Annotated in this window: 23 protein-coding genes; 16 read left to right on the top strand and 7 right to left on the bottom strand. The window is 71.0% G+C overall.

Annotated elements, in window-relative coordinates:
- Positions 1–127 precede the first annotated feature (127 nt).
- From CJ197_RS03210 to CJ197_RS03190, 5 genes are all read left to right on the top strand, one after another.
- Positions 128–1,378: a PTS transporter subunit IIC gene (locus CJ197_RS03210; RefSeq protein ID WP_199173861.1), complete on the top strand. Its 1,251-nt coding sequence runs from the start codon at positions 128–130 to the stop codon at positions 1,376–1,378.
- Positions 1,375–2,373: a D-2-hydroxyacid dehydrogenase gene (locus tag CJ197_RS03205; RefSeq protein WP_102235320.1), complete on the top strand. Its 999-nt coding sequence runs from the start codon at positions 1,375–1,377 to the stop codon at positions 2,371–2,373. The genes CJ197_RS03210 and CJ197_RS03205 overlap by 4 nt, the downstream gene beginning before the upstream one ends.
- A 164-nt stretch (positions 2,374–2,537) precedes the next feature.
- Complete coding sequence (locus CJ197_RS03200) at positions 2,538–2,801, top strand: sulfurtransferase TusA family protein (RefSeq protein WP_102235545.1); 264 nt, start codon at positions 2,538–2,540, stop codon at positions 2,799–2,801.
- Positions 2,798–3,160 (top strand): DsrE family protein, encoded by a 363-nt coding sequence (locus CJ197_RS03195; protein ID WP_102235319.1) that lies wholly within the window; start codon positions 2,798–2,800, stop codon positions 3,158–3,160. The genes CJ197_RS03200 and CJ197_RS03195 overlap by 4 nt, the downstream gene beginning before the upstream one ends.
- Positions 3,161–3,249: 89 nt before the next feature.
- Complete coding sequence (locus CJ197_RS03190) at positions 3,250–4,926, top strand: sulfurtransferase TusA family protein (RefSeq protein WP_233190627.1); 1,677 nt, start codon at positions 3,250–3,252, stop codon at positions 4,924–4,926.
- 153 nt (positions 4,927–5,079) lie between these two features.
- Here the strand turns inward: CJ197_RS03190 and CJ197_RS03185 are convergent, their stop codons facing one another.
- A complete protein-coding gene (locus tag CJ197_RS03185) occupies positions 5,080–8,385 on the bottom strand; it encodes a DEAD/DEAH box helicase (protein ID WP_102235318.1) in 3,306 nt (1,101 codons plus the stop codon).
- Between the two features lie 159 nt (positions 8,386–8,544).
- Between CJ197_RS03185 and glmM the strand changes: the two genes are divergently transcribed.
- Positions 8,545–9,891 (top strand): phosphoglucosamine mutase, encoded by a 1,347-nt coding sequence (gene glmM / locus CJ197_RS03180; RefSeq protein WP_102235317.1) that lies wholly within the window; start codon positions 8,545–8,547, stop codon positions 9,889–9,891.
- Positions 9,892–10,032: 141 nt separating this feature from the next.
- On the opposite strand, the gene coaA is transcribed toward glmM, so the two are convergent.
- Positions 10,033–10,989, bottom strand: a complete 957-nt coding sequence (gene coaA, locus CJ197_RS03175; RefSeq protein WP_233190626.1) for a type I pantothenate kinase — start codon at positions 10,987–10,989, stop codon at positions 10,033–10,035.
- A gap of 225 nt (positions 10,990–11,214) precedes the next feature.
- Between coaA and glmS the strand changes: the two genes are divergently transcribed.
- From glmS to CJ197_RS03140, 7 genes are all read left to right on the top strand, one after another.
- Positions 11,215–13,083 (top strand): glutamine--fructose-6-phosphate transaminase (isomerizing), encoded by a 1,869-nt coding sequence (glmS, locus tag CJ197_RS03170; protein WP_102235316.1) that lies wholly within the window; start codon positions 11,215–11,217, stop codon positions 13,081–13,083.
- A gap of 87 nt (positions 13,084–13,170) precedes the next feature.
- Entirely contained in the window at positions 13,171–13,680 is a 510-nt protein-coding gene (locus tag CJ197_RS03165; protein WP_102235315.1) for a holo-ACP synthase, read from the top strand.
- Positions 13,677–15,203, top strand: a complete 1,527-nt coding sequence (locus tag CJ197_RS03160; protein ID WP_102235314.1) for an NAD(P)H-hydrate dehydratase — start codon at positions 13,677–13,679, stop codon at positions 15,201–15,203. The genes CJ197_RS03165 and CJ197_RS03160 overlap by 4 nt, the downstream gene beginning before the upstream one ends.
- Positions 15,204–15,216: 13 nt before the next feature.
- A complete protein-coding gene (alr, locus tag CJ197_RS03155) occupies positions 15,217–16,389 on the top strand; it encodes an alanine racemase (RefSeq protein WP_102235313.1) in 1,173 nt (390 codons plus the stop codon).
- The gene (gene tsaE / locus CJ197_RS03150) at positions 16,386–16,943 is read left to right on the top strand and encodes a tRNA (adenosine(37)-N6)-threonylcarbamoyltransferase complex ATPase subunit type 1 TsaE (RefSeq protein WP_102235312.1); all 558 of its coding nucleotides are present in this window, start codon (positions 16,386–16,388) and stop codon (positions 16,941–16,943) included. The genes alr and tsaE overlap by 4 nt, the downstream gene beginning before the upstream one ends.
- Positions 16,943–17,665 (top strand): tRNA (adenosine(37)-N6)-threonylcarbamoyltransferase complex dimerization subunit type 1 TsaB, encoded by a 723-nt coding sequence (tsaB, locus tag CJ197_RS03145; RefSeq protein WP_102235311.1) that lies wholly within the window; start codon positions 16,943–16,945, stop codon positions 17,663–17,665. Before tsaE ends, tsaB begins: the two co-directional genes overlap by 1 nt.
- A 16-nt stretch (positions 17,666–17,681) precedes the next feature.
- Complete coding sequence (locus CJ197_RS03140; RefSeq protein ID WP_102235542.1) at positions 17,682–18,200, top strand: GNAT family N-acetyltransferase; 519 nt, start codon at positions 17,682–17,684, stop codon at positions 18,198–18,200.
- Here CJ197_RS03140 and CJ197_RS03135 read toward each other — a convergent pair.
- Both CJ197_RS03135 and CJ197_RS03130 read right to left on the bottom strand, forming a co-directional pair.
- Complete coding sequence (locus tag CJ197_RS03135; RefSeq protein WP_102235310.1) at positions 18,188–19,903, bottom strand: hypothetical protein; 1,716 nt, start codon at positions 19,901–19,903, stop codon at positions 18,188–18,190. The two genes, CJ197_RS03140 and CJ197_RS03135, sit on opposite strands and share 13 nt — an antisense overlap.
- Entirely contained in the window at positions 19,888–20,838 is a 951-nt protein-coding gene (locus tag CJ197_RS03130) for an ABC transporter ATP-binding protein (RefSeq protein WP_102235309.1), read from the bottom strand. The genes CJ197_RS03135 and CJ197_RS03130 overlap by 16 nt, the downstream gene beginning before the upstream one ends.
- Positions 20,839–20,990: 152 nt before the next feature.
- Here CJ197_RS03130 and CJ197_RS03125 point away from each other — a divergent pair, with 152 nt between their 5' ends.
- Complete coding sequence (locus tag CJ197_RS03125) at positions 20,991–22,154, top strand: AI-2E family transporter (protein ID WP_102235308.1); 1,164 nt, start codon at positions 20,991–20,993, stop codon at positions 22,152–22,154.
- Between the two features lie 110 nt (positions 22,155–22,264).
- Here CJ197_RS03125 and greA read toward each other — a convergent pair whose 3' ends face one another.
- Together greA and CJ197_RS03115 are read right to left on the bottom strand one after the other, a co-directional pair.
- Positions 22,265–22,759 (bottom strand): transcription elongation factor GreA, encoded by a 495-nt coding sequence (gene greA, locus CJ197_RS03120; protein WP_102235307.1) that lies wholly within the window; start codon positions 22,757–22,759, stop codon positions 22,265–22,267.
- A 239-nt stretch (positions 22,760–22,998) separates the two neighbouring features.
- Entirely contained in the window at positions 22,999–23,391 is a 393-nt protein-coding gene (locus tag CJ197_RS03115) for a DUF4307 domain-containing protein (protein WP_102235541.1), read from the bottom strand.
- Between the two features lie 171 nt (positions 23,392–23,562).
- Here CJ197_RS03115 and mca point away from each other — a divergent pair, with 171 nt between their 5' ends.
- Positions 23,563–24,474: a mycothiol conjugate amidase Mca gene (gene mca / locus CJ197_RS03110; protein WP_102235306.1), complete on the top strand. Its 912-nt coding sequence runs from the start codon at positions 23,563–23,565 to the stop codon at positions 24,472–24,474.
- Positions 24,471–24,911, top strand: a complete 441-nt coding sequence (locus tag CJ197_RS03105) for a hypothetical protein (RefSeq protein ID WP_158239355.1) — start codon at positions 24,471–24,473, stop codon at positions 24,909–24,911. Before mca ends, CJ197_RS03105 begins: the two co-directional genes overlap by 4 nt.
- A gap of 13 nt (positions 24,912–24,924) precedes the next feature.
- On the opposite strand, the gene CJ197_RS03100 is transcribed toward CJ197_RS03105, so the two are convergent.
- A complete protein-coding gene (locus tag CJ197_RS03100) occupies positions 24,925–25,773 on the bottom strand; it encodes a hemolysin III family protein (protein ID WP_102235305.1) in 849 nt (282 codons plus the stop codon).
- Between the last annotated feature and the right edge of the window lie 273 nt (positions 25,774–26,046).

Here is a 26,046-nt window from a genome sequence, read left to right as displayed (position 1 = left end):
TAGCGTGGGCCCTGGTGCGGGGGCACCATCCCACCCCTCGCCGAGCCTGCGCGGCTGCCCATCAGGCGCCCGCGGGGACCTTCCTCCGGTCCCGTCGATCACGGGACCCCAACCGAAGGGACCGTTCGTGTTCGACACTCCCATGACCCCCAAACTGTTCCTTGACCGCGTCCTCAACGGCGCGGCCGTGGGCATCGTGGTGGGTCTGATCCCCAACGCCATTACGGGCGAGCTGTTCAAGTTCCTCGCCCGCACCTTCCCCTCCATCGACCTGTTCACGACCCTCTCGCAAGTCGTCATCGGCCTGCAGTTCACCGTCCCGGTGATCGTGGGCGTGCTGATCGGCATGCAGTTCGCCATGACCGCCGTGCAGACGGTCATCATCGGCACCGCCACCTTCGTGGGCTCCGGTGCGATGAGCTTCAGCCCCGACGGGGTGATGCTCGTGGGCATCGGTGACCTCATCAACACCATGATCACCGCCTCCGTGGCCGTGCTCATCCTGGCCTGGATGGGCAACCGCCTGGGCAGCCTCACCGTGCTGTTCCTGCCTATTATCGGCGGTGGCATCGCGGGCCTGGTGGGCATCCTGCTACTGCCATACGTCCGCTACATCACCACCGGCATCGGCGCGCTCGTCAACGCCATCGCCGTGCAGGAGGGCCTGGGACTGATCGCCTTCGTGCTGATCGCCATGATCTTCTCGGTCATGATCGTCTCGCCCATCTCCACCGTCGGCGTCTGCCTCGCGATTGGCATCAGCGGCCCGGCCGCCGGTGCGGCCAGCGTCGGCATCGGCGCCGCCGCCGCGGTGCTGCTGGCCGGCAGCCTGCGTGTCAACAACGCTGGCGTCACCTGGTCCACGTTCCTGGGCGCCATGAAGATGATGATGGGCAACCTCCTGAAGTACCCGATCATGGCGCTGCCGCTCATGGTGGTGGGCGGCCTGACGGGACTGGTGGGCGGCCTGCTGAACATCACCGGCACCGCGGAGACCGCGGGCTTCGGCCAGTCCGGTCTGGTGGGCCCGATCGCGGCGGCGAAGGACCTGGACGCCTCGCCGATCGCGACCCTCGGGATCGTCGTGCTCGTGTATTTCGTCGCCCCGATCATCCTGGCCTTCGCGTTCCACGCTCTGTGCGTGCGCACCGGCATCTACTCGCCCTCGATCTTCGCCTTCACCCCGCAGGGCGCACCGGTGAGCGAGGGACAGGCCGATGAGCCGCTCGAATCCGTCGCCCGCGAGGACCGCGACGCCCTGGACGGCACCGCGACGACCGCCCCGCAGACCCCCGACACCCCTCAGACCGCTGCGGACCGCGAGACCGCGCAGACACCGGCATCCGTGAGCGCGGATGCGGAAGGAGATGCACGATGAAGATCCTGTTCCTGGGAATCCGTGAGGACGAGCGCCCGGCCCTGGAGGCCTGGCAGCGCGAGCACCCCGAGCATGAGGTGGTGGCCCGCGAGGAGATCCTCACCGCCGCCACGCTTCCGCTGCTCAAGGGCGTTCAGGCCGTGTGCCTGCAGCAGGTCATCAGCCCCGAGCCGGAGGTGTACTCGGCGCTCGCCGAGGCGGGGATCCGCCAGCTGTCCAGCCGCACCGCCGGTGTGGATATGCTGGACCTGGCGCTCGCGAAGCAGCACGGAATCGTGGTCACCAACGTCCCGGTGTACTCGCCCAATGCGATCGCCGAGTTCGTGCTCGCCTCGACGCTGTACCTCACGCGGCGCTTTGCGCAGATCGAGCGCAAGAACTCCCAGCGCGATTTCCGCTTCGCGGGTCTGATCGGCCGGGAGCTCGCCACGCTGCGGGTGGCCGTGCTGGGCACCGGGTCGATCGGTCTGCGGGCCGCCCGGCTGTTCCATGCCCTGGGCGCCGAGGTGGTGGGCTATGACCCCTACCCGCGACCGGACTTCGGGGAGGTGGGCCAGTACGCCCCCACCCTCGAGGAGGCGGTCGAGGGGGCGGATGTGCTCACCCTGCACATGCCGCTGCTGGCCACGAACCACCACGTGGTCGATGCGGCCGTGCTCGCGCGGCTCGCCCCCGGTGCGGTGGTCATCAACGCGGGCCGCGGTGGCCTGCTGGACACCGCAGCGCTGCTGGAGGCGCTGAACTCCGGGCACCTGTCCGGAGCGGCGCTGGACACCTACGAGAACGAAGCCCCCTACTACCGCTACGACTGGACCGGCAAGGACCTCGGTGATGCGGTGCTCGAGGAGCTGCTGGGCCGTGAGGATGTGCTCATGACCCCGCACGTGGCCTTCTACACCGACACCGCGGTGCAGAACCTCGTCACCGGCGGGCTCGACAACGCTGTGCTCGCCGCGGAGACCGGCACTGCCCCCACGGTGGTGGAACCGGCCTGAGCCGCAGTCTGTCAGGCGGCCCCCGACCAGCCCGGTCGGGGGCCTTCTGCTGTTCTGCCTCGCCGCGGGACCTCGGACTCCGGGCAGGTGTGCTGGAGTGTTACGGTTTCTGCAGGTCACCGGCACTAATGCCGGATGAAGCACTCGCCGAGGAGGCACCCCCGATGACCCACCCTGCCTACACCCACGAGTGGGATGCCGGTGACCTGGGCTGCGGTGAGCTCGTGGTGCTGCTGAAGCTGAAGCTGCGCGACGAGATGACCGCAGGGGAGATCATTCGCCTCCACGGCACCGACGAGGGTCTGCAGTGGGATATGCCCGCCTGGTGCGGGCTGACCGGCAATGAGCTGGTCCACGCTGAACCCCCGTTGTTCTTCATCCGCAAAGGTCCAGCCCCTACCGCCGACGCACCCGAGGAGCGCGCATGAGCACCAAGTTCAACGTCATCATCAACAACGCCAAGAACGACACCGACAAGGCGACCGTCGGCTTCGTCATCGCCAACGCCGCCGTCGGCTCCGACCAGGAGACCATGGTGTTCCTCTCCACCGAGGGCGCGCGCCTGGCGGAGAAGGGCTACGCCGATGACATCCACGAGGAGGGCTTCGCCCCGCTCAGCGAGCTCATGAGCAACTTCGTCAAGGCAGGCGGCACCATCTATGTGTGCGCCCCCTGCGTGAAGAAGCGTGGCATCGACACCGAGAACCTCGTCGAGGGCGCCACCGTCGTGGGCGGCGCGAAGCTCGTCGAGTTCCTCGCCGGCGGCACCCCGTCCGTCTCCTACTGATCCCCTGAACCCTGCCACGACGGTCCCCGTCGGCCCTGTTCCGGGGCTCTGACGGGGGCCGTCGTGCCCCTGCTGCGAAAGGTCCCCGCGTGTCCACCACCGCTCATCCGTACCCGCCCACCGCCGGTTTCGACGGTGGCCACCTCGACTGCGGCAACGGCCTGCTGCTGATGATCCGCCAGCACATCGATCCGCTGGAGCCCGGGCAGCTGCTGGAGATCCTCTCGCGGGACTCCACCGTGGAGGTGGATCTGCCCTCCTGGTGCCGCCTGACCAAGAACGACCTGGTCCACTGGTACGTCGAGGACGGGGAGGAGAAGATCTGGCGCTTCCTGGTCTCCAAGGGACCGTTCACTCCGCCAGAGGGGGAGGAACCGTCGGACGCCGCGGCCGCGCCGGAGACACCGGCTACCACGACCGCCGATGCAGCCCCAGCCACTCCTGCCGCAGCACAGAATGATGAGGCCGCTCAGCCTGCCCCGCGCCGTAAGAAGCAGCGCAAGCGCCTGGCGAAGGAGCAGATGGCCATCACCCAGGAGGTGGTGACCCCGCACATCCCCGACGCCCTGCCCGAGCCGGCCCCGGCCCCCGCGATCGCCCCGCTGTCGGTGCTCACCATGGGGTCGTGGCCGCGGCCGCGCTGGATGCTGCGCACCCTGCATGAGCACCTCGAGGGCCGTGCGGATGAGGCCCAGTTCGCGGCCGATGCCGAGGATGCGGTGCGCCTGGCGATCGCCGCGCAGGAGCGGGCCGGGGTGGACCTGGTGACCGACGGAGAGCAGCGCCGCGACAACTACTCCTCCTTCGTGGGCGGTCTGCTGCAGAACTGCCAGCTGATCCCCATCACCGACCTGCTGCCCTACGTCGATGACCCCGAGGAGTTCCGCCGCGAGCTGGACGCCCTCGATGTGCCCGCCGGAGAGGTGCGCCACCCGGCCGTGTTCGGGCCGCTGGGCCGGGACAAGCCCCTGGTACGCCACGAGTACGAAGCCGCCGCGGAGATCAGCTCCCGCCCGGTCAAGGTGTGCCTGCCCGGCCCCTACCTGCTGACGCGCACCATGTGGATGGAGTGCATCTCCGACCGCGCCTACGACGACCGTGAACAGCTCGCCGAAGACATCGTGCGGGTGCTGCGCGAGGAGATCGCCGACCTCCTGGCCGCCGGGGCGCCGCTGGTGCAGATCGATGAGCCGGTCCTCACCGAAGTGCTGTACGGGCAGGTGGGCGAGGGCGGTCGCACCTTCATGTGCGGCGCGCTGGGCGATCGCGGTGACACCATCGCCGAACTCGCCTTCGCCCAGGAGCTCATCACCCGGGTCACCGACGGCTTCCCCGCCGAGCGGCTCGCGCTGCATGTGTGCCGCGGCAACTGGACGCGGGATGAATCCGCGGCGCTCGCCGGGGACTACGGGCCGCTGGTGCCGCTGTTCCGGGCCGCGAACGTGGGCACGCTCGTGCTCGAGCTGTGCACCCCGCGTGCCGGAGAGCTCTCCGCGCTGCGCGGCATCCGCGAGGATCAGCGGGTGTGCGTGGGCGTGGTGAACCAGAAGGACAGCGAGGCCGACACAGTCGAGGACGTCCTGGAGCGGGCGGAGAAGGCCATCGCCGTTTTCGGGCCCGAACGGGTGCTGCTGTCCACCGACTGTGGTTTCGCGACCTTCGCCGACAACCCCATCGACGACGCGCGCGAGGCGGAGCGGGTGCTGGGCCTCATGGCGCAGGCCCGTGACGTGCTGCGGGAGCGCCACGGAGCGGTCCCCGACTGAGGCGCAGGGAGGCGGCATCGCCGTGGCGGCGCGGGGACGGGGATGCTCGAGGCGGTTCCGCCTCCGCGGCGCGGGGACGGCGCGACCCTCGAGCGCCCCGTCGGCCCCTCTGGGGCGTCCCCGCCGCGCTGGGCGGTCTGATCGCGCGCCGACTCAGCCCAACAGCTCCCGCAGATCCTCTGCGGTGATCGCGGCGCGGAACGCCTCGCCGCCGTCGGTCAGGGCGTCGAACAGCTCGGCCTTCTTCTGCTGCAGCGCGAGGACCTTCTGCTCGATCGTGTCCTCGGCGATCATCCGGTACACCATCACCGGGCGGTCCTGGCCGATGCGGTGGGTGCGGTCGATCGCCTGGTTCTCCGCCGCCGGGTTCCACCACGGATCCAGTAGGAACACATAATCCGCCTCGGTGAGGGTGAGCCCGAAACCACCGGCCTTCAGCGAGATGAGGAACACCGGCGCCTGCCCCTCACGGAACGCCGTGACCACCAGATCGCGGTCCCGTGTGGAACCGTCCAGGCGCTCATGCGCGATGCCCTCACGCGCCAGGCGCTCCCCGATCAGGTCCAAGTAGCTCGTGAACTGGCTGAACAGCAGCACCCGGTGCCCATCCCCGATCACCTCCGCGAGCCGATCCAGCAGCGCCTCGAGCTTGCTGCCGGGCACATCCGCGTACGCCTCGGCGTCCACGAGCGCGGGATCCAGCGCCAGCATCCGCAGCAGGGTCAGCGAGCGGAACATGATGAACCGGGCGCGCTCCACATCGGACTCGATGAGCCCCAGCACCTTCTTGCGCTCCCGCTGTAGCACCGAGTCGTAGACCTCCCGATGCTCCGGGCTGAGCGGCACCGTGATGACCTCTTGGTGCTTCGCGGGCAGCTCGGCGGCCACCTGCTCCTTGGTGCGGCGCAGCAGGAACGGGCGGATCCGTCGGCGCAGCAGGGCTAGGCGCTCCGGGTGCTCCCCGGAGCCGATGGGCAGGGTGAAGCGCTGCCGAAATCCGATCGCGGTGCCCAGCAGGCCCGGGGCCACGAGATCCGCGATCGCCCACAGGTCCGCCAGGGAGTTCTCCATCGGCGTGCCCGTGATCGCCAGCCGCATCCGCGCCCGGATCCCCGCGGCCGCGAGGTGCGTGCGCGAGCGGGGGTTCTTCACGAACTGCGCCTCATCGAGCACGAGCCCCTGAAACGGTCCTGCCGCGGCGAAGGCCTCCTGGTCGATCCGCAGCACCGTGTAGCTCGTGACCACCAGATCCGCGCCATCGATCGCCGCGGGAACCTCGGTGCCGCGCGCGGCGGCGGTGGCATCCAGCACCCGCACCGTGAGCCCCGGGGTGAAACGTTCGGCCTCGCGCCGCCACACCGGCAGCACCGAGGCGGGGGCCACCACCAGGAACGGAGGGGCCGACGGGACGCGTTCGCGGGCGTGCGCGATCAGCGCGAGGGTCTGCACCGTCTTGCCGAGCCCCATGTCATCGGCGAGGATCCCGCCCAGCTCATGCGCGAACAGCATCGCGAGCCAGGCGAAGCCCTCCTGCTGGTAGTCCCGCAGCTCGGCGGTGAGGTGCGTCGGCAGCGGGGGAGCAGGCGGCGGATCTCCGGCGAGCACCCCGGCAATGCCGCGCTCCCAGGCGGCGCTCGCGGTGGCCTGCTGCGCCACCTCCGCCAGGTCATCCCACAGATCCACCTGGTAGCGGGAGATGCGCTGGGTCTCCGGTTCCCATTCCGCGAGCGCCTCACCCTCGGCGATCAGCTCCCGCAGCGCGTCGAAGGCCGGATGGTCCAGGGCGAAGTACGTCTTGTCCGGCAGCAGCAGGCGGCTACGCCCCTGCGCGAGGGCCACGAACAGGGTGGGGAAGGGGATCTGGCGCCCCTCGATCGTGATGTCGAAGCCGAGGTCGAACCAGTCGTTCTTCCCGGGGCTCTCATGCTGGGTGATCCGCACCTGCGGGGCGCCGTCGAGCTCCCGGTAGGCGTGGCGGGTCCCGGTGATCTGCACGTCCACATGCTCAAGCGCCGCGAGCGCATCCAGGGCATGCTCGCTGAAGCGGGCGGTGTCCGGGCCGGAGAGCAGCTCGGCGGAGTCGTCGATCACCGTGGGCCATACGCTCATCGCCGCGGCGATCACGGCATCCTCATGGGCGAGATCCCGATGCGCGCCGTGGCGCTGGTCGATCGGGAAGCTCAGCTCCGGCTCGTGGTAGCGCCAGGACCAGCGCAGCGTGAGCCGATCCCCGGAGGCGTAGGCGGCCTGCAGCAGCAGGGTGGGGCGGCGCGCTGCGGGCAGCTCAACGCTGTCATCGCTGCTGGTGATGGCGGTGAGAGTGCGCAGCTGCGGGTAGGCGAGCTCGAGGAACGCTTCCCGCTCCGCGGTGGGCACGGCAAGCGGCCTCCGGCGCTGCAGGAGGGTCCGCAGCTCGCGCGGCACGGCGCGGGCCAGCGGCGCGATCCGCGCGTGGAGCGCGTCCTCCTCGTCGATCAGCACATCGAGCACCCCGGCCCCGCCCAGCAGACGGCCCCGCTCAGCGGCCTCGCCCTCCACGTCGATGAGGGGGCGCAGCTGCAGGTCACCATGCTCATCTGCGCGCAGATCCAGGCCCGCCTCCGCCCGCCCCAGCAGCTCCACCGACGCGAGGCCGTCACCGGGCAGCAGCTCCACGCCGTGCGAGCGGGCCTGCGCGAGGGCCTGCCACAGCAGCGGGGAGGTGATCGTGCCCAGCCACAGATGCTCGATGCTGCCGGCCGCATAGGACCGCTCCACCCCCGCGGCCGCGAACAGCCGCGCGAGCGCCTCGGCCTGCGTCTCATCCAGATCCCGCCGCGCGGCCCGCTGCTCGAAGGTCCGCCAGGACAGCTGCCCCTTCACCCAGGTGCCGCGGCTGCCGCGGGTCATCGGCCGCAGCCCCACCCACAGCTCCGCGCCCTCGCGCACCAGACCCGCCGTGGCCGGGACGCGCCGCCGACGCGAGGCACCCGCCGCGGGCGCGGCCTGCAGATCCACCCGCAGGGCCAGCGGCTTCGGCGCCGCAGTGCCGGTGGGTCGCGCCGCAGAGGACAGCACGGGCCGCAGCACACTGCGCCACTCCGCCACCGGCTGCTCGAGCACCGCCTGCGCGGCGACCTCGCCCAGGTGATACAGCAGAGCCGCCACATGCTGGCATGCCTCCTGGGCCGGACAGCCGCAGCGCGAGACCGTCGGTCGCCACAGACCGCCCGGCCCCGCGGGCTGGAAACGGCGACTCACCGCATCCTCGTCGTACTCCACGAGAACGGCCGATGGGCGGTGCGCGGCACCCTCCTCATCGGTGACGGTCCCGCGCACGGTCTGCTCCGCCGCATCCCAGGCCAGGTCGTCGACCCGGCCGGCGCGGGCTGCCGCGAGGCCCCGCGAGGCCGTGCGATCACCCACGAGCAGACTGATCGCCGAGGGCAGCGGCCGGGGCAGAGACGAGGGATCGGGCATCCATCCAACGTACCGCGCAGCACCCACGCCGCTGCAGCGACGGCGGTGCGCCACCGCCTGGACGTGACCGGTCCCGCGCGGCCGGGACGGCGGTTCCCGCCCGTCCCGCTGCTCGACCCCGGTACTCTCACGGCGAGAACCCCACCCAAGGAGGCCCGTGTGGCACGACTCTTCGGCACCGACGGAGTGCGCGGACGCGCGAACGACGACATCACCGCGGAGCTCGCGGTCGAACTGTCCGTGGGAGCCGCCCACGTGCTGGGCACCCTGGGTGCCTTCGGCGGCACCCGCCCCCGCGCGATCCTCGCCCGCGACACCCGCCCCTCGGGCGATTTCCTCTCCGCCGCGGTCTCCGCGGGCCTCGCCTCCGCCGGGGTGGATGTGCTGGACGCAGGAATCCTCCCCACCCCGGGCCTCGCCCATCTGGTGCAGGCCTCCGGCGCGGATCTGGGTGTGATGATCTCCGCCTCCCACAACCCGGCGCCCGACAACGGCATCAAGTTCTTTGCTCGCGGCGGCACCAAGCTCCCCGATGAGGTGGAGGACGCGATCGAGGCGCGCCTGGGCGAGCAGTGGGAACGCCCGCAGGGCACCGACGTCGGCACCATCACCCCGTACGAGGGGGCGATCGAGCAGTATGTCACCCACCTGGTGGGCACCCTCGACATCTCTCTCGAGGGCATCAGCGTGGTGGTCGACTGCGCGAACGGCGCCGCGGCGATCACCGGCCCGGAGGCGCTGCGCCGCGCGGGGGCGACTGTGCACGTGATCGGTGACCGCAGCGACGGCGGGCTCATCAATGACGGCGTGGGCTCCACCCACCTGGAGGCGCTGCAGGCCGCGGTGCGCGAGCACGGCGCGGATATCGGCGTGGCCTTCGACGGGGACGCGGACCGCTGCCTGGCCGTCGATGCTGAGGGCCACGAGATCGATGGCGACCAGATCATGGCGATCCTGGCACTGGACCTCAAGGAGCGCGGCAAGCTGCATGAGGACACGCTCGTCGTCACCGTGATGAGCAACCTGGGATTGAAGCTCGCCATGCGCGATCACGGCATCATCCTGGGGCAGACGGCCGTGGGGGACCGCTACGTACTGGAGGAGATGACGCTGGGCGGCTTCTCCATCGGCGGCGAGCAGTCCGGCCACGTCATCATCGCCGAGCATGCCACCACCGGCGATGGGGAGCTGACCGCCCTGCATCTGCTGCAGCGCATGGTGCAGACCGGCCGCACCGCGCGCGACCTCGCCTCGGTGATGACGCGCATGCCGCAGGCGCTCATCAACGTGCGCGGCGTGGACAAGGCGCGCGCCACGATCGACCACGAGGTGCGCACCGCCGTCGAGGCCGCCGAGCGCGAGCTGGGGGAGTCCGGCCGCGTGCTGCTGCGCCCCTCCGGCACCGAGCCGGTTGTGCGCGTCATGGTTGAGGCGCCCACCGACGAGGAGGCGACTGCCATCGCCGAGCGCCTGGCGGGCATCGTCCGCGAGCGCCTCGCGCTGTGAGCCGGGGCCGTGAGCACGCCTGACTCTGTGCGCACGCCTGGCCTCAGGACCCCCTGACGCGACACGCCCGCCGAGTGCACCGATCTGTCTCCTGAGCGCCACAGATCGGTGCACTCGGCGCTGCATGGCGGCGTGCCCCCCTCACACCTTGCGCAGCAGCACTGAATGCACCCGGTGCTGCCCGTCCTTGCGCAGAACCAGGTCCGCACGGCCGCGTGTGGGCAGTACGTTCTCGCGCAGGTTCGGGCCGTTGATCGTCTCCCAGATGCGGGTGGCGGTCTGCCGGGCCTCCTCATCGGTGAGATCCGCGTAGCGGGTGAAGTAGGAGCGCGGATCGGAGAAGGCGGTGCGCCGCAGCTGCCCGAAGCGCTCCACGTACCAGCGCTGCACATCCTCCGCCCGCGCATCTACGTACACGGAGAAGTCGAAGAAGTCGCTGACGGCCATGCCGAGTCGTCCATCGCGCCGCGGCCGGGCCGGCTGCAGCACGTTCAGGCCCTCCACGATCAGCACATCCGGCTGCTCCACCACGATGCGCTCGCCGGGGATGATGTCGTAGGTCAGGTGCGAGTACACCGGCGCTTCCACCCGCTGCTGCCCGGACTTCACATCGGCCACAAAGCGCAGTAGGGCGCGTCGGTCGTAGCTTTCGGGAAAGCCTTTGCGGTGCATGATCCCGCGCGCGGTCAGCTCCGCATTGGGGAACAGGAACCCGTCGGTGGTCACCAGCTGCACCCGCGGGGTGTCCGGCCAGCGCGCCATGAGCTCGCGCAGCAGACGCGCCGTCGTGGATTTGCCGACCGCCACCGAGCCCGCCACGCCGATGATGTACGGGGTGCGGTGCTGATGCTGGTTCAGGAAGTCCTCGCGGGCCCGCCGCAGGGCTTGCGCGGCTGCGACCTGGATGTTCAGTAGCCGGGAGATGGGCCGATAGACCGCATCGACCTCGGTGAGATCCACCTGATCCCCCAGTCCTCGCAGGTGCTGCACATCCTCTTCGCTGAGCGGCAGCGGGGTCTGCTGGGACAGCCGCGCCCAGTTCTCCCGCGAGATCTCCTCGAACGGGGTGACGGCGTGGGTGGGCGACGCGGTCTTCATGGCAGGACATTGTTCCATCCGTCGGCCCGCGACGGCGGCCGCCGCCTGCGCAGTGCGGCACGGGATGCTCGCCAGGGCGCCGCACAGGAGGCGGTGCGTATTCATGACCGCTGCGCGCACCTCTCGACCAGGCCCGCGCGCAGACGCTCCGAAACGTGACCGAGACCTCGCCCGGATCGGCCGTTGTGGCAGGCGAGCGGGCCGTCGCTGGTTAGCGTGAGCGGCATGTGCGGAATCGTCGGCTATGCAGGCCCCCAGCATCCTGAGCCCACCACCCGTCCGCTGGATGTGGCCCTCCAAGGTCTCGCGCGCCTCGAATACCGCGGCTACGACTCCGCGGGCGTGGCCACCCTCGAGGGCGAGCGAGTGCAGGTCACCAAGCGTGCCGGGAAGCTCCAGAACCTCCGGGAGGTCCTCGGCGAGAACCCGGTGACCGCGGGCGCTGTCGCCATCGGCCACACCCGCTGGGCCACCCACGGCGCCCCCACCGACGGCAACGCCCACCCCCACCATGGCGGGTACGACGGCGAGCTGGCGCTCGTGCACAACGGCATCATCGAGAACTTCGCCGCCCTGCGCGCCGAGCTCGAGCGCGACGGGTACACCTTCACCTCGGACACCGACTCGGAGGCCGCTGCCCACCTGGTGGCCCGGGAGATGCAGCGCACCGGTGACCTCACGGCCGCGATGCGTGCTGCGACCGCCCGCCTCGAGGGTGCCTTCACGCTGCTGGCGATCCATCGCGATGCCCCCGGCACCGTCGTCGCCGCGCGCCGTAACTCCCCGCTGGTCGTGGGGCTCGGCGAGGGTGAGAACTTCCTCGGCTCGGACGTCGCCGCCTTCGTGGACGCCACCCAGGAGGCGCTCGAGATCGACCAGGACCAGGTTGTCACCGTCACCGCCGATGTCGTCACCGTCACCGACGCCGAGGGTCAGGAGATCACCGACCCCAGGCGCTACGCGATCGACTGGGACGCGAGGGCTGCGCAGAAGGGCGGCTACGCCTCCTTCATGGCCAAGGAGATCCACGAGCAGGCCAGCGCCGTGGCCGATACGCTGCGCGGCCGCATCGAGGGCGGGACGCTGCAGCTGGATGACATGAGCGTGGATGAGTCCGTGCTGCGCAGCATCGACAAGATCGTCGTGATCGCCTGCGGCACCGCTGCCCATGCCGGCAGTGTCGCGAAGTACGCGATCGAGCACTGGTGCCGCATCCCCACCGAGGTGGAGCTCGCCCATGAGTTCCGCTACCGCGACCCCGTCGTCACGGAGAAGACCCTCGTGGTCGCGATCTCCCAGTCGGGCGAGACCATGGACACCCTGATGGCGGTGCGGCACGCCCGTGAGCAGGGCGCGAAGGTGGTGGCGTTGTGCAACACCCGCGGCTCCTCCATCCCACGCGAGTCCGATGCGGCGCTGTATCTGCACGTGGGCCCCGAGATCGCGGTGGCCTCCACCAAGGCTTACCTGGGGCAGATCATCGCCAGCTACCTGCTGGGCCTGTACCTCGCGCAGGTGCGCGGGAACCTCTTCGCCGATGAGATCGCCGCGCTGATGGAGGACCTCGAGCAGATCCCCGCCCAGATCCAGCAGGTCCTGGACCGCGCCGACGAGGTGGAGCAGCTGGCCCGCGCTATGCGTGACGCCACGAGCGTGCTGTTCCTGGGCCGTCACGTGGGTTACCCGACCGCGATGGAGGGCGCCTTGAAGCTCAAGGAGATCGCCTACATCCACGCCGAGGGCTTTGCTGCCGGGGAGCTCAAGCACGGCCCGATCGCCCTGGTGGAGGAGGGGCAGCCGGTGTTCGTCATCGTCCCCTCCCCACACGGCCGCGAGTCCCTGCACGCCAAGGTGGTCTCCACGATCCAGGAGGTCCGTGCCCGCGGTGCGAAGACCCTGGTGATCGCCGAAGAGGGGGATGAGGACGTGGTCCCGTACTCCGATGTGGTGCTGCGTGTGCCCCGCACCCGCACCCTGTTCGCACCGCTGCTGACCGTGATCCCGCTGCAGATCTTCGCCTGCGAGCTCGCCACCGTGAAGGGCCTGGACGTCGACCAGCCGCGCAACCTCGCCAAGTCCGTGACCGTGGAATGAGCAGGGGGCGCTCGCCGGCCCGGATCGAGCGGCCGATGGGTACGGCCGGCGCGCCCGCGGGTGCGCGAACGGTGTGATACTGCCCAGGTGAGCACTTTTCCCACCGCGACGCCCGAACCCGGCCCCACCGAGGGCTTCGGCGGACGCGCCTTCGCCCCACGGCAGGACGGCGCCGTCGCGGGGGTCGGCGTGGATGTGGTGGATATCGCCCGGCTGACCAGCATGTTCGAGCGCACCCCCGCGCTGGCCGAGCGACTGCTGACCGACGGTGAACGGAACCTCTCCGACGCCTCCCGCGCCGCCCGCGTGGCCGCGAAGGAAGCCGTCGGGAAGGCACTCGGCGCCCCCGGGGACTTCTCCTGGCAGGACGTCACCGTGGAGCGCACCGTGACCCGTCGGCCCTACCTGCGGCTGCGCGGCGCGACCCTCCGCGCCGCCGAAGCCCAGAACATCACCCACCTGCACCTGTCCCTCTCCCACGACGGGGATGTGGCCACCGCGATCGTCATCGCCGAGCGCGGTCCTGCGGCCCAGGCCGCCTCAGGAAACGGGGTGGGGCCGACGGGCACCGACGCTCCCGCGGGACCATCCCGATGATCCGTGGATACGACGCCGACCAGGTCCGCGCCGCAGAGCAGCCGCTGCTGGCCGCCGGGGAGCCGCTCATGCTCCGCGCCGCTCGCGCCCTGGCCGATCGCACCGCCGCGCTGCTGCCGGAGCTCACCGGCCACCACCTCGGAGACCACCGGATCCTGGTCCTCGCCGGGCCCGGCAGCAACGGCGGTGACGGCCTGCACGCCGCGGCGATGCTGCGCCGCGAGCGGATCTCCGCCGACGCCCTCGCCACCGGCGCCAGCCTGCATGACGAAGGCGCGCAGGCCCTGCGGGATGCGGGCGGCGCCATCCACCGCCTCGCGGACCTCACCGCGGGGCAGATCGACGAGCTCCTCACCTCCACCACCGTCGTACTCGATGCGATCCTCGGCATCGGCGGCCGCCCCGAGATCCCCGCCCCCATCGCACCGCTGCTGGATGCCGTGCGGGAGCATGACCTGCCCGTGATCGCTGTGGATGTGCCGAGCTTCGTCGATGCCACCACCGGTCGCGCCGCCCCCGGCGCACTCGCCGCGCGGGAGACCGTCACCGTCGGTGCGGTGAAGACCGGTCTGCTGCTGCCCGGCGCCGCCGAGCTCGCCGGGAACCTCCACCTCGTGGATATCGGGCTGGAGCCGCATCTGCCGACGGCCCCTGCCGTGCAGCGCCTGGAGACCGTCGACCTCGCCGCCCACCTGCCGCGCCCCACCGCCGCCTCCACGAAGTACACGCAGGGTGTCGTTGCGCTTGCCGCCGGCAGCGAGCAGTACCCCGGCGCCGCGCTGCTCGCCGCCTCCGGGGCGGCCCGCACCGGCGCTGGCATGGTCCGCGTCCTCGCGCCGCGCCGGGTCGTGGACCTGGTCCTCGGCGCCCGCCCGGAGATCATCGGCCACCTGGTCGAGCCAGGCGCGGACGGCCGCACCCTGGACCTCTCGGCCGATGCCATCGGCCGCACCGACGCGCTCGTCATCGGACCCGGCCTGCCGCCTGAGGACCCTCGCGCCCTCGCCGGGGTACGCCTGCTCACCAGCAGCGCGTCCATGCCGGGGGTCATCGACGCCGGAGCGCTCAGCGTGCTCGACCCCGCGACGCGCCTGCACCCTGACATGGTGCTCACCCCGCACCGCGGTGAAGCCGAGCGCCTGGCCCGCCGCCTGCGCCTGGATGCGCGCCTGCCCGCCGCCGAGCTCGCCCGCGCTCTTGCCGCGGCCACCGGCGCGACCATCCTGCTCAAGGGCGCGATCACCCTTATCGCCCCCGGTGACGGCGGGCCCCTGCTCAGCCAGGCTGATGGCACCCCGCGCCTGGCCACCGCCGGCACCGGAGACGTCCTCGCCGGGATCCTCGGCGCCCTGCTCGCCGCCGGTATCCCCGGACCGCAGGCGGCGGCGACCGCGGCGGCGCTGCACGGGCGGGCCGGTCGCCTCGCCTCCCACGACGGACGCCTGCCCCTCGTAGCCCTCGACGTCGCCGACCACCTGCCTGCAGCCGCCGGGACTATCCTGAACATTCCTGGCGCCCCCTGACCTGAGGAGCCCGATGAGCCTGCCCATGCCCGCCGAGGATCCCCGGCATCTGCCCAGCCGCACCGTGATCGACCCCTCCGCGATCACGCAGAACACCCGGGCGCTCGGAACCCTCCTGGAGGAGCACACTGCCTTGATGGCCGTGGTGAAGGCCGACGGGTACGGCCACGGCATGCTCACCGCCGCCCGCGCCGCCCTCGAAGGCGGTGCGACCTGGCTGGGCGTCGCCCATCCCGCGAGCGCGCTCGCCCTGCACCGCGCTGGGCTCGACGCCCAGATCCTCACCTGGCTGTACGAACCGGTGACCGCCCGGGCTGTGCTGCCCGATGTCATCGGCGCCGGGATCGATGTGGCCGTCTCCTCCCCGCAGATGCTGGCCCTCGTCTCCGAGGCCGCCCACCAGGTGGAGCGCCGCGCTCGCGTGCACCTGAAGATCGACACCGGCATGGGGCGCGGCGGCGTCATGCCCTGGCAGGTGCGCGAGGTCGCCATCACCATCCGGGAGGACGACTTCCTGGGCCTGACCGCCGCCTGGACCCATATGACCAGCGCCGAGGACCCCGACGACCCCGCCACCGATCAGCAGGTGGAGACCTTCGACTCCGCGTGCACGCTGCTCGAGGAGATCGTCGGCCCCATCCCGCTGCAGCACCTGGCGAACTCCGCGCTCACGCTCACCCGGCCTGACCTGCACCGTGACATCGTCCGGCCCGGCATCGCCCTGTACGGCTACCCGCCCGTGCCCTCCGAGGTGCCACTGCGTCCCGCGATGACCCTCACCAGCCGCCTCGCCCTCGTCAAGGAGGTCCCCGAGGGGCAGAGCATCGGCTATTCCCGCACCTACCACACCACGCGCACCACCCGTCTGGGCCTGGTCCCCCTCGGGTACGCCGACGGGCTGCACCGTGCCGCCTCCGATCGCTGCCACGTCCTGGTGCGCGCCGAGGGCGGTGACCAGCTCGCCCCCCAGGTGGGTCGCATCTCCATGGACCAGATCGTTATCGACCTGGGGCCGGACAGCACCGCACAGGCCGGCGATGAGGTGTTCCTCTTTGGCGACGCCGGTGGGGACCCCGAGAGCCCCTCGGCGCCCTCGGCCGAGGACTGGGCGGTTGCCGCCGGCACGCTTCCCTACGAAATCCTCACCTCGATTTCCGGGCGGGTGGCGCGGGAGGTGCGCGCATGACGCGCCTGACGGTGCGCACCCGCGACGCCGAGGGCACCCGCCACGTGGCCCGCACCCTGGCCGCCGCCCTGAAGGCCGGGGATCTGCTGGTCCTGGACGGTCCGCTCGGCGCCGGGAAGACCACCTTCACCCAGGGCCTCGGGGCGGGTCTGCAGGTCCGCGGCCCCGTCGCCTCCCCGACCTTCGTCATCGAACGGGTGCACCCCAGCCTCGTCGGCGGCCCCGCGCTCGTGCACGTGGACGCGTATCGCCTCGGCGGAGAGGGAGAGATCGACGACCTGGACCTCGATGCGGACCTGGATCGGGCCGTGACCGTCGTCGAGTGGGGCCGGGACCGCGTGGAGCACCTGGCCGACTCGGTGCTGCTCATCGAGCTCGAGCGCCCCGCCGCGGTGGAGGACCCCAGCGACCCCGATGAACCCCGCACCCTGGTCATGACCGGGTACGGGCCCCGCTGGGACACCGCCACCCGGGAGGGCCTCGCGGCCCTGTTGGCACAGATCACGGGGGCCGACGGGCTGGTCCGCGCTCCCCAGGATGAGGAGACGCACTGATGCTGCTGGGGATCGACACATCCGGGGCGGTGAGCATCGCCGTGGCTCGCGGCGCCCTGAACGGGCCCGCCCCCGAGGTCCTCGCCGTGCGCACCGATGCGCGTGCCCGCCACCACGACGAGGTGCTTCTCGCCCTCATCGAGGACACCCTCACGCAGGCCGGCATCACGCGCCGTGATCTCACCGGCGTCGTGGTCGGCCGCGGCCCCGGCCCCTTCACCGGACTGCGGGTGGGCCTGGTGACCGCCCGCACCATCGCCGCGGTGCTCGGGGTGCCGCTGGTGGGACTCAGCTCCCTGGATGCTCTCGCCCACCAGGCGCTGGCTGAGCATGCGCGCGCGACCGGCCAGACCACGGTGGGTGTGGCGCTGGATGCGCGGCGCCGCGAGGTCTACCACGCCCGCTACCGCCGCACCGCCGACGGGGGAGTGGAGCGCATCGCCGACCCGGCCGTGGCCGCCCCCGCCGAGGTCGCCGCGGAGCTCACAGCCTGCGACGTTCTCGTCGGCTCCGGCTGCGCCCTGTACCCCGAGCTGCTGCCCGCCACCGCCGACATGCCCCACGCCGACGCCGGGCACCTCATCCTCGCCGCCGCCCAGCAGACCGCCCGCGGCGCGGACCTTGCCAGCACCGAACCGCTGTACCTGCGCGAGCCTGATGCCGCGAAGCCCACCGCCCGCAAGAGCGCCCTGGGCCTGCCCGATGCCCGGCGGCAGCGCTGACATGCCCGATCCCGATATGCCCGACACCCCAGGCGGAGCCGACGGGGGCACGGGGCCGTGGGCCCTGCGCCCCGTCACCCTCGAGGATGTCGAAGCGATCGCGTTCGCGGAGCTCGAGCTGTTCCCCGACGAAGCCTGGACCGTCTTCCAGCTCGCCGCGGAGATCGACCACCCCGACCGCCGCTACGTCATCGCCGCGACGGGGGCCGATGCGAGCGGTGAGCTGCTCGGCTATGCCGGGATCATGCTCGCCGGGGACACCGCGGACCTGCACACCATCGGCACCCTCCACCCCGGGCGCGGCATCGGTCGCGCCCTGCTGGCCTGGTGCGAGCAGCAGGCCAGCGCCCAGGGAGCGCAGCGCATGCTGCTCGAGGTGCGCGAGGACAACTCCCGCGCCCGCGCGTTCTACGCCGCGGCCGGGTATGAGGAGATCGCGCGGCGCCGCGGCTACTACCGCCTGCGCGGCCGCAGCATCGACGCCCTGGTCATGCAGCGCACGCTCGCGGGAAAGACCCCCGGTCAGGACACGTAATCCCGCACCTTCTGGAACAGATCCGGATACTGCGCATCGAGCCGCCGTTCCGCCAGGAGCAGGCCGACGACGAACACGATCGCCCCGGCGAGGATCGCCAGGCCTCCAGCCAGCAGCGTGAGTCCGGTGCTGCCGACGGCGGCTCCCCAGATCCCCACGCCGATCGCCGGTGCCAGGGCGAGGAGCAGCACCAGCATCGACACGGTCATGGCGAGCATCGCATTCGTGGAGTTCGCGGACTTGTCCTTCATCGGATTGGTGCCGGGCGGGGACGCCGGATACGGCATGAGCGTCGCGATCAGCATGGAGATTCCCCAGCTGGCGATCATCGCGCCGGTCACGCCGAGGACGAACAGGCCGATCATCTCCGGCATGCCGAAGACGAGGGGGATCAGCGCCGCCAGGAGCAGGGCCGGCGGGCCCATCAGCAGCGCCTGCGCCGCCACCCGCCCCAGCAGGTTCGCGCGGGCCGGGAGCGATGCGGTGATGTTCACCCAGCCGGAGGGGCCATCGAAACCGATCTCATTGGCGAGGCTGAGTCCGCTCATGCCCAGCATGAAGATGGCCATGCCCAGCATCATCCCGCGCGACTCCGGTAGCACGAAGCCCATCGCCACCAGGAACACCACGACGATCGGGTAGGTGCCGAGCGCAGCGAGGTAGCGGGTGTCCCGCCGCCAGTACCGCAGCGACTTGCCCAGCACCGCGCCGAACGGTCCGGATGGCACGAAGCGCGGCACGAGCGGCGAGACACTGGTGGTGCCCGAGGATGCATCACCGGCCAGCGCGGAGGTGAGGGAGGCGTCGATCGAGCGCCGCCACCACAGCCATACGAGCACGATGGTCGCCGTGCCGATCAGTGCTCGCAGCGCTGCGGTGAGTGCCCGGCCCTCGGCCAGGTCCATCGGCACCGAGAACAGTGCCCCCACCGGGGTCCAGGCGAGACCCTCCACGATGCGTGACAGCAGGGAGAGGTCCACCACGGCGACAGCATTCGGGATGCGCTGCATGAGCAGGGACGCGGCGTAGATCAGCACGAACATGCCCAAAAACGCGACGATCCCGCCGAGCTCCCGACCGCTGCGGGAGGAGGAGCGGGAGGCGGAGTGCGCGAACACTGCCCGCAGCAGCAGCAGGCACAGCACGAAGCCCGCCAGATTCGCCGGCAGCAGCGCGATCATCGCCGCGACCACCCAGCCGATGCCCTGCCCGAACAGCACCAGCCACAGGGCTTCGAAACCGGTGGCGATGAGGATCGCGATGAGGGTGAACAGGCTGGGCAGGCTGAGCGCTGCGGCGACGGCCATCCCGGGCTGCAGGTTGCGGGCGCTGCGTGGGTATAGGGCGAAGGCCCGGGGATCCAGCGTGTCATCGACGCCGAAGGCGAATAGCGGGACCAGAACCCACAGCAGGACTGTCAGCGCGCCGAGCCCGCGGATGATTGCGGGGAACACCGTTCCCTCACCGGCCCACAGCGTGGTGCCCAGGAAGATGAACACCAGGGCCACCATGGCGCCGATCCCGTACAGCGCCCCGATGATCGTGCCGATGAGCTTGCCGATGTTCTTGCGGTAGGACCGCTTCCACAGCGTCCACCGCAGCCGGGCCAGTCCCCGGATCAGATCCTTGTGGCTGACCTGCCCATGGTGGACATCCTGGGCAGCGGCGGTCGCAGCGTGCTCATGCGTCAGGACTCCAGCCACGACAGGCTCCCCTCCGCAACGTCTCCGCCGCCCACCAGATCGATGAAGGTCTGCACGAGCGAACCGCCCTGCCGCACCTCATCCAGCGTCCCGTCGGCCAGCAGCTCGCCGCCCGAGATGATCGCCACATGGCTGCACAGCCCCTCCACCAGTTCCATCACATGGCTCGAGAGCACTACGGTGCCGCCGCCCTCGACATAGGCGGTGAGGATCTTGCGGATCACCTGCCCGGAGACCGGGTCGACGGCCTCCAGCGGCTCATCGAGCACCAGCAGGCGCGGTGCGTGCAGCAGCGCGCAGGCCAGCAGGATCTTCTTGGTCATGCCGGCGGAGTAGTCCACCACGAGCTTGCCGTCCTCACCGGCGAGGTCCAGGGCGGCCAGCAGTGAGTCGCTGCGCTCGGTCACGACGTCGGGTTCCATCCCGCGGATCAGGCCGACGTAGCTCAGCAGCTCTCGGCCGGTGAGTCGGTCGAAGGTGCGCAGCCCATCGGCCAGCACGCCCAGCCGGGCCTTCGCCTCCAGCGGCGTGGTCCACATGTCGTGCCCCAGCACATGTGCGGTCCCCGCATCGGGGCGCAGCAGACCGGTGGCCATCGACAGCGTGGTGGTCTTACCGGCGCCGTTGGGGCCGACGATCCCGTAGAAGGAGCCGCGCGGGACGTCCAGGGAGATGCCGTGGACCACCTCCGTCTTGCCGAAGGACTTCCGCAGTCCGCGCAGGGACAGGGCGGCCTGCTCGGGGCGTGCCGCATCTGCGGCGATCGGGGCTGCCACGCCGGCCAGCGGTGCCGGGGCAGGGGTGTCGGGGTCCGATGCGTCAGGTGCTGGCGCGCCGAGATCCGACGCGCCGGATCCGGATCGGCCAGGCGCCGCGTCGGGGACGGACCCATCGGGTGGCAACGGAGTGGGGGAGTGCGGGCTCGTCTCAGACATGCCTTCACGCTAGACCCTGTGGCCATAGCGTCGGTCCCCCGCTCGGAGAGGGTTTCTCCGACCTTCGTCGGCAATCCACCTGCCGGTTGAGGGCGCAGTGGGCGGGGCCCACTAGGATTTCGCTGAGCCGTCCGGCTCATGGAAGGAGCCTCATGTCCAAGCTGCGCCCCACGCCCCGGCCACCGGCCCTTGCGCCCGAGGTCGAGGAGATCCCGCTGGGGATCCGGCGCCTGGCCGCCTGGTCCTGGCGTCTGATGCTGATCCTCGCCGCCGGCGCCCTGGTGGTGTGGGCGCTGCTGAAGATCACCACCATCGTCATCCCGGTGCTGATCGCTGTGCTGCTGGCCTCGATGCTGGCGCCGATCGTCCGGGTCCTGACCCGCTACACCTTCCTGGGGCGTGCTGCCGCAAGCGGCATCGCCCTGCTGGGCCTGCTGCTGGTGATCGCGGGGATGTTCACCCTGGCCGGTCGGCAGCTGTTCGCGCAGTGGGCGGATATCCAGGACAAGGCCGTCACCGGTTTTCAGAACCTCGTGGACTGGGTGACCACCACCTTCCAGGTGAAGACCCCGACGGTCAACGCCGCGATCGACGAGGGTCTCGAGCAGCTGCAGAAAAACGCCGATCAGCTGGTCACCGGTGCGCTCAGCACCGCCGCGGTGCTCGGCAACATCGGCACCGGCATCCTGATCTGCCTGTTCACACTGTTCTTCCTGCTCTCCAGCGGCACCGGGATCTGGCGGTGGGTCATCGGTCTGCTGCCGCCGGAGGCTCGGGTGCCCACGCATGAGGCGTTCCGCCGCGGCTGGAAGGCGCTGTCGGCCTACATGCGCACCCAGATCCTCGTGGCCGCCGTGGACGCGACCGGTATCGCGCTGGGCATGGTGGGGCTGGGGCTCGGCTCCTACGCCGTGCCGATCTGGCTGCTGGTGTTCCTGTTCAGCTTCATCCCGCTGGTGGGAGCGGTCGTCTCCGGAGCGATCGCCGTCCTGCTGGTGCTCGTGCTCAACAGCTGGGTGGGCGCGATCATCATGCTCGTGATTGTGCTGGCGGTGCAGCAGCTGGAGGGCAATGTGCTCCAGCCCTTCCTCATGGGCAAGGCCGTGGAGCTGCACCCCCTGGCGGTGTTCCTCGGGGTCGCCACCGGCGCGATCATCGCCGGGATCCCCGGCGCGCTGTTCGCGATCCCGGTGATCGCCTTCGTCAACGCCACGGTGCTGTACATGGTGGGGCGTGACCCCGACCCGGATATGGGGGAGGACGTCGCGCTGCAGGAGCACTTCGCCCAGCTCACGGGCAGGCGCCGCCACAGCTGACGCCGCGCAGGCATCCCGCATCGCGACGACGAAGAGCGCGGCCCCGCCCCGGAATCACCGGGACGGGGCCGCGCTCGTGTACGGGGCCGGCCGCAGCGGGCCGACGGGGCTCAGGCCGAGCGGTAAGGCTTGGCGCGCAGGATCTCGATCGGGAAGGACTTCCCGTTGGGCGCGGTGTACTCCACCGTGTCACCCACCTTCGAGCCCTGGATGGCGCTGCCCAGCGGGGACTGCGAGGAGAACACCTCGAGGTTCTCCTCATCGTCGGCGATCTCACGGTTGCCCAGCAGGAACGTGCGCTCCTTACCGGCCATCGAGATCTTCACGACCATGCCGGGCTCGACGACGCCATCATCCTTGGGCGCCTCGCCCACCACGGCGTGCTTCAGCAGATGCTTGAGGTCCGCGATGCGGGCCTCCATCTTGCCCTGCTCCTCGCGGGCGGCGTGGTAGCCGCCGTTCTCCTTGAGGTCGCCCTCGTCCCGAGCCGCGGCGATGCGCTCGGTGATCTCGGTGCGGCCGGGGCCCTCGAGCTCCTCGAGCTCCTTCGCCAGGCGGTCGTACGCGTCCTGGGTGAGCCAGGTGCCGTTCGGCTGGTCGCTCATAGGGTCACTCCTGTCGATGTCTGTGGCGCAGGGGCCCGATACGAGGGCCCCTGAACGCGAATCACGGGGCACATGTCCTCATGCGCCCCGTGTGCGGGTGATGATGACCGGCACGCTGCCGGTTCCGAGCTATTTTACACACTGTCGCGCGAAACCCGAGGACCGACGGGTCGGCTGTGGCGCATTCGAGGACTGCGGCCGCCGCTGCGCGGTCAGCGGGCGCGGTGGTCGCTGCGCGGTCAGCGGGCGTCGCAGCGGACGATCTCCGCGGAGACCGCCTCGCCCTGGGTGGCGATCTCGACGTGGTGTGTGGACTGCCGGGCCGTCTGCGCCGGTACGGCGACCTCGACGAAGCCGACCTGGGCGCGGCCCTTGTTCAGCGCCTGGATGCGGCAGCTCGCCTCCGTGCCGGGGTCCATCGTCACCACGAAGCCGACGCCGATCTGGTCATCGGCCAGATGCTCATACGAGATCACATCGGCGCGCACCGCCGGCGTGGCCAGCCGCATCCCCACGACCACCACGACCGCGAGGAACGCCACCGCGCCGAGGGTCACGAGGATCCGGGCGGTGGAGGCGGACACGAGAGGGCCGCCGTAGCGGTCTGCGAGACGGGAGCTGACATCGGGCATGCAGCCATTCTCGCCCATCGTGAGGATCACCGCGGCGACCATGAGCTTCTCCCACAGGTGGCGTACGATCCCACGAGGATGAGCGCCCCGCCCCGACCCCGTCGGGCGGCATTGACGGCGCCACCACCCCCGCGGGGCAGCCGCCCCACCCCACGACTTGGGAGGAGCCTCGTGACCGTGCAGCGTCCCGCCCCCGACGAGCCCCTGCGCATGGTGGCCGTCCACGCCCACCCGGACGATGAATCGTCCAAGGGCGCCGGCGCCACCGCGCGCTATGCCCGCGAGGGCGTACAGGTGACTGTCATCACCTGCACCGGTGGGGAGCGTGGCGATGTGCTCAATCCGCGGTTGCGCAATGACCCGGAGCTGACCGCCCAGACTCTGCCCGCGGTGCGGCGCCGCGAGATGGAGGCGGCGCGGGACATCTTGGGCGTGGACCACGAGTGGCTGGGCTTCGAGGACTCGGGACTGCCCGAGGGCGACCCCCTGCCGCCGCTGCCCGAGGGCAGCTTCGCGACCCTCCCCGTCGAGGAGGCCGCCCGCCCCCTGGTGGCGGCGCTGCGGCGGCTGCGCCCCCACGTGATGACCACGTACGACGAGAACGGCGGCTACCCGCACCCGGATCACATCATGGTCAACCGGGTGAGCCTCATGGCCTTCGACCTCGCTGCGGACCGGGACTATGCGCCGGAGCTCGGCGAGCCCTGGGCGGTGGCGAAGCTGTACTACATCAATGCTTTCCATCGGCAGCGCTTCAGCGCGATCACCCGATTCCTGCATGGCCGCGGGACTCCCAGCGAGGAGCTCGATGCGATGCTGCAGCGCTACGACGAGAGCCACGACCGTCTGCTGACCACCCGTATCGATGTGCGTGAATACCTGGGGATCCGCGATGATGCGCTGCGCGCCCACGCCACCCAGGTGGATCCCGATGGGCCCTTCTTCCGCATCGCCCACGATGTGGAGCATGAGGCCTGGGGGACCGAGGACTACGAGCTGCACATCTCCCGCATCGGGGTGCGACTGCCGGAGACGGACCTGTTCGCGGGGCTGCGCCACGACGAGCTGCAGGCCCAGGCATGAGCGGCGACCTGCGGCTGCTGCCCGCGCTGCTGCACGCCGCACCGGGCCCCTCGGACGGGGAGGAGTTCAACCTCGTCACCGTCTCCCCAGGGCTGCCGGGCTTCTTCGCGATGTTCGTGCTCGCCCTGCTGGTGCTGCTGCTCGTGGTGGATATGACGCGCCGCACCCGTCGAGTCCAGGCGCAGGATCGCGTCGCCGAGCGGATGGCCCGCCAGGAGCAGGCCGATCAGCGGGCGCGGGGCCAGGATCCGCAGCGTGATGGCGGCGTGAGCGGAGCAGAGGATGACGCCGCGGAGGACACTGCGCAGCAGGAGGCGGAGGGCACCGCGCAGCAGGAGCCGGTCGAGCCGCGCTCGGGCCTCGAGGAGCCGCCGCATGAGGGAGAGCCGTCGGCCGAGCCGGAGGATGGTCCCGGGGCGGAGCCGACGGGGCGCTGAAGCGTCGGCGCGCTCACAGCACGGAGACCAGCACCGCGGCGAAGTGGCAGCCGAAGCCGATCAGGGTGCCGGCATGGAAGATCTCGTGGAAGCCGAACCACACGAATGAGGGGTTCGGGCGCTTGAGCGCATACATGACCGCGCCCGCCGTGTAGGCGACCCCACCTGCGATCAGCAGCCACACCACCGCCCAGCCGCCCCCGGCGTGCAGCTGCGGCATGTAGAACACGGCCACCCAGCCGAGCGCCACATACGCCGGCACGTACAGCCAGCGCGGCGCACCGGTCCAGAACAGACGGAAGCACACGCCCAGCAGCGCCCCGCCCCACACGATCGCCAGCAGCGTGATGGCCGCACGCCCCTCGAGCAGCGCGACCGCCAGCGGGGTGTAGGTCCCCGCGATGATGAGGAAGATGTTCGCGTGATCGAAACGGCGCAGGATCACGGCGCGCTGCGGAGTCCATGTGCCGCGGTGGTAGATACTGCTGATGCCGAACAGCATCGCGGCGGTGAGAACGAACACGGCGCTCGCGAGCCGCACGGGAAGGGTCTGCCCGAGGGCGACGAGCACCAGCCCGGCCACGAGCGAGGTGGGGAAGGCGATCAGGTGCAGCATGCCGCGCAGCCGCGGCTTGGGCAGCTGCAGTCCCAGCTGGGTGGCGCGGCGCGCCATCGCCCGGGTCAGGGTGCGCGGGGCGAAGGGGAACTTCTCGGCGGTGGGCAGATCCTCATCGGCCACCTCGAGGGTCCCACCGCTCTCGGCGACCGCGGCGGTGAGCTCCTGTGCGGCGCTTCCAGCGGTGGTGGGCGCCTCGGCGGGGGAGGGGCCGGAGGCGCGGCCCTGGCGCAGCGTGGTGTGCATGGCGCAACCGTAACCTACGAGGCCGTAGGTTACGAGACCGTCGGCAGGATTCGAGACCGGCGCGGGGGCGAGGAGTTCGCGGCGGGATCTGCGAGTGTCTGCTGCTCGGGAGACGGCCGGCTGTGTCTGTCCGGTGTGGATTCCGCGCAGAGAGCAGCGCGTGGCCTGCCGTGGCCGATAATGGGTCAGACCCGGAGGATCACCGGGCGCCGATGACCGGGCTCGTGATGCGAGTGCGGCTCGGCAGAGCGCAGCAGGGGAGGGAGGTTCCGA

Source organism: Brachybacterium sp. UMB0905 (assembly GCF_002871795.1).
GTDB lineage: Bacteria > Actinomycetota > Actinomycetes > Actinomycetales > Dermabacteraceae > Brachybacterium.
This window is presented reverse-complemented; position numbering and strand designations above follow the sequence as displayed.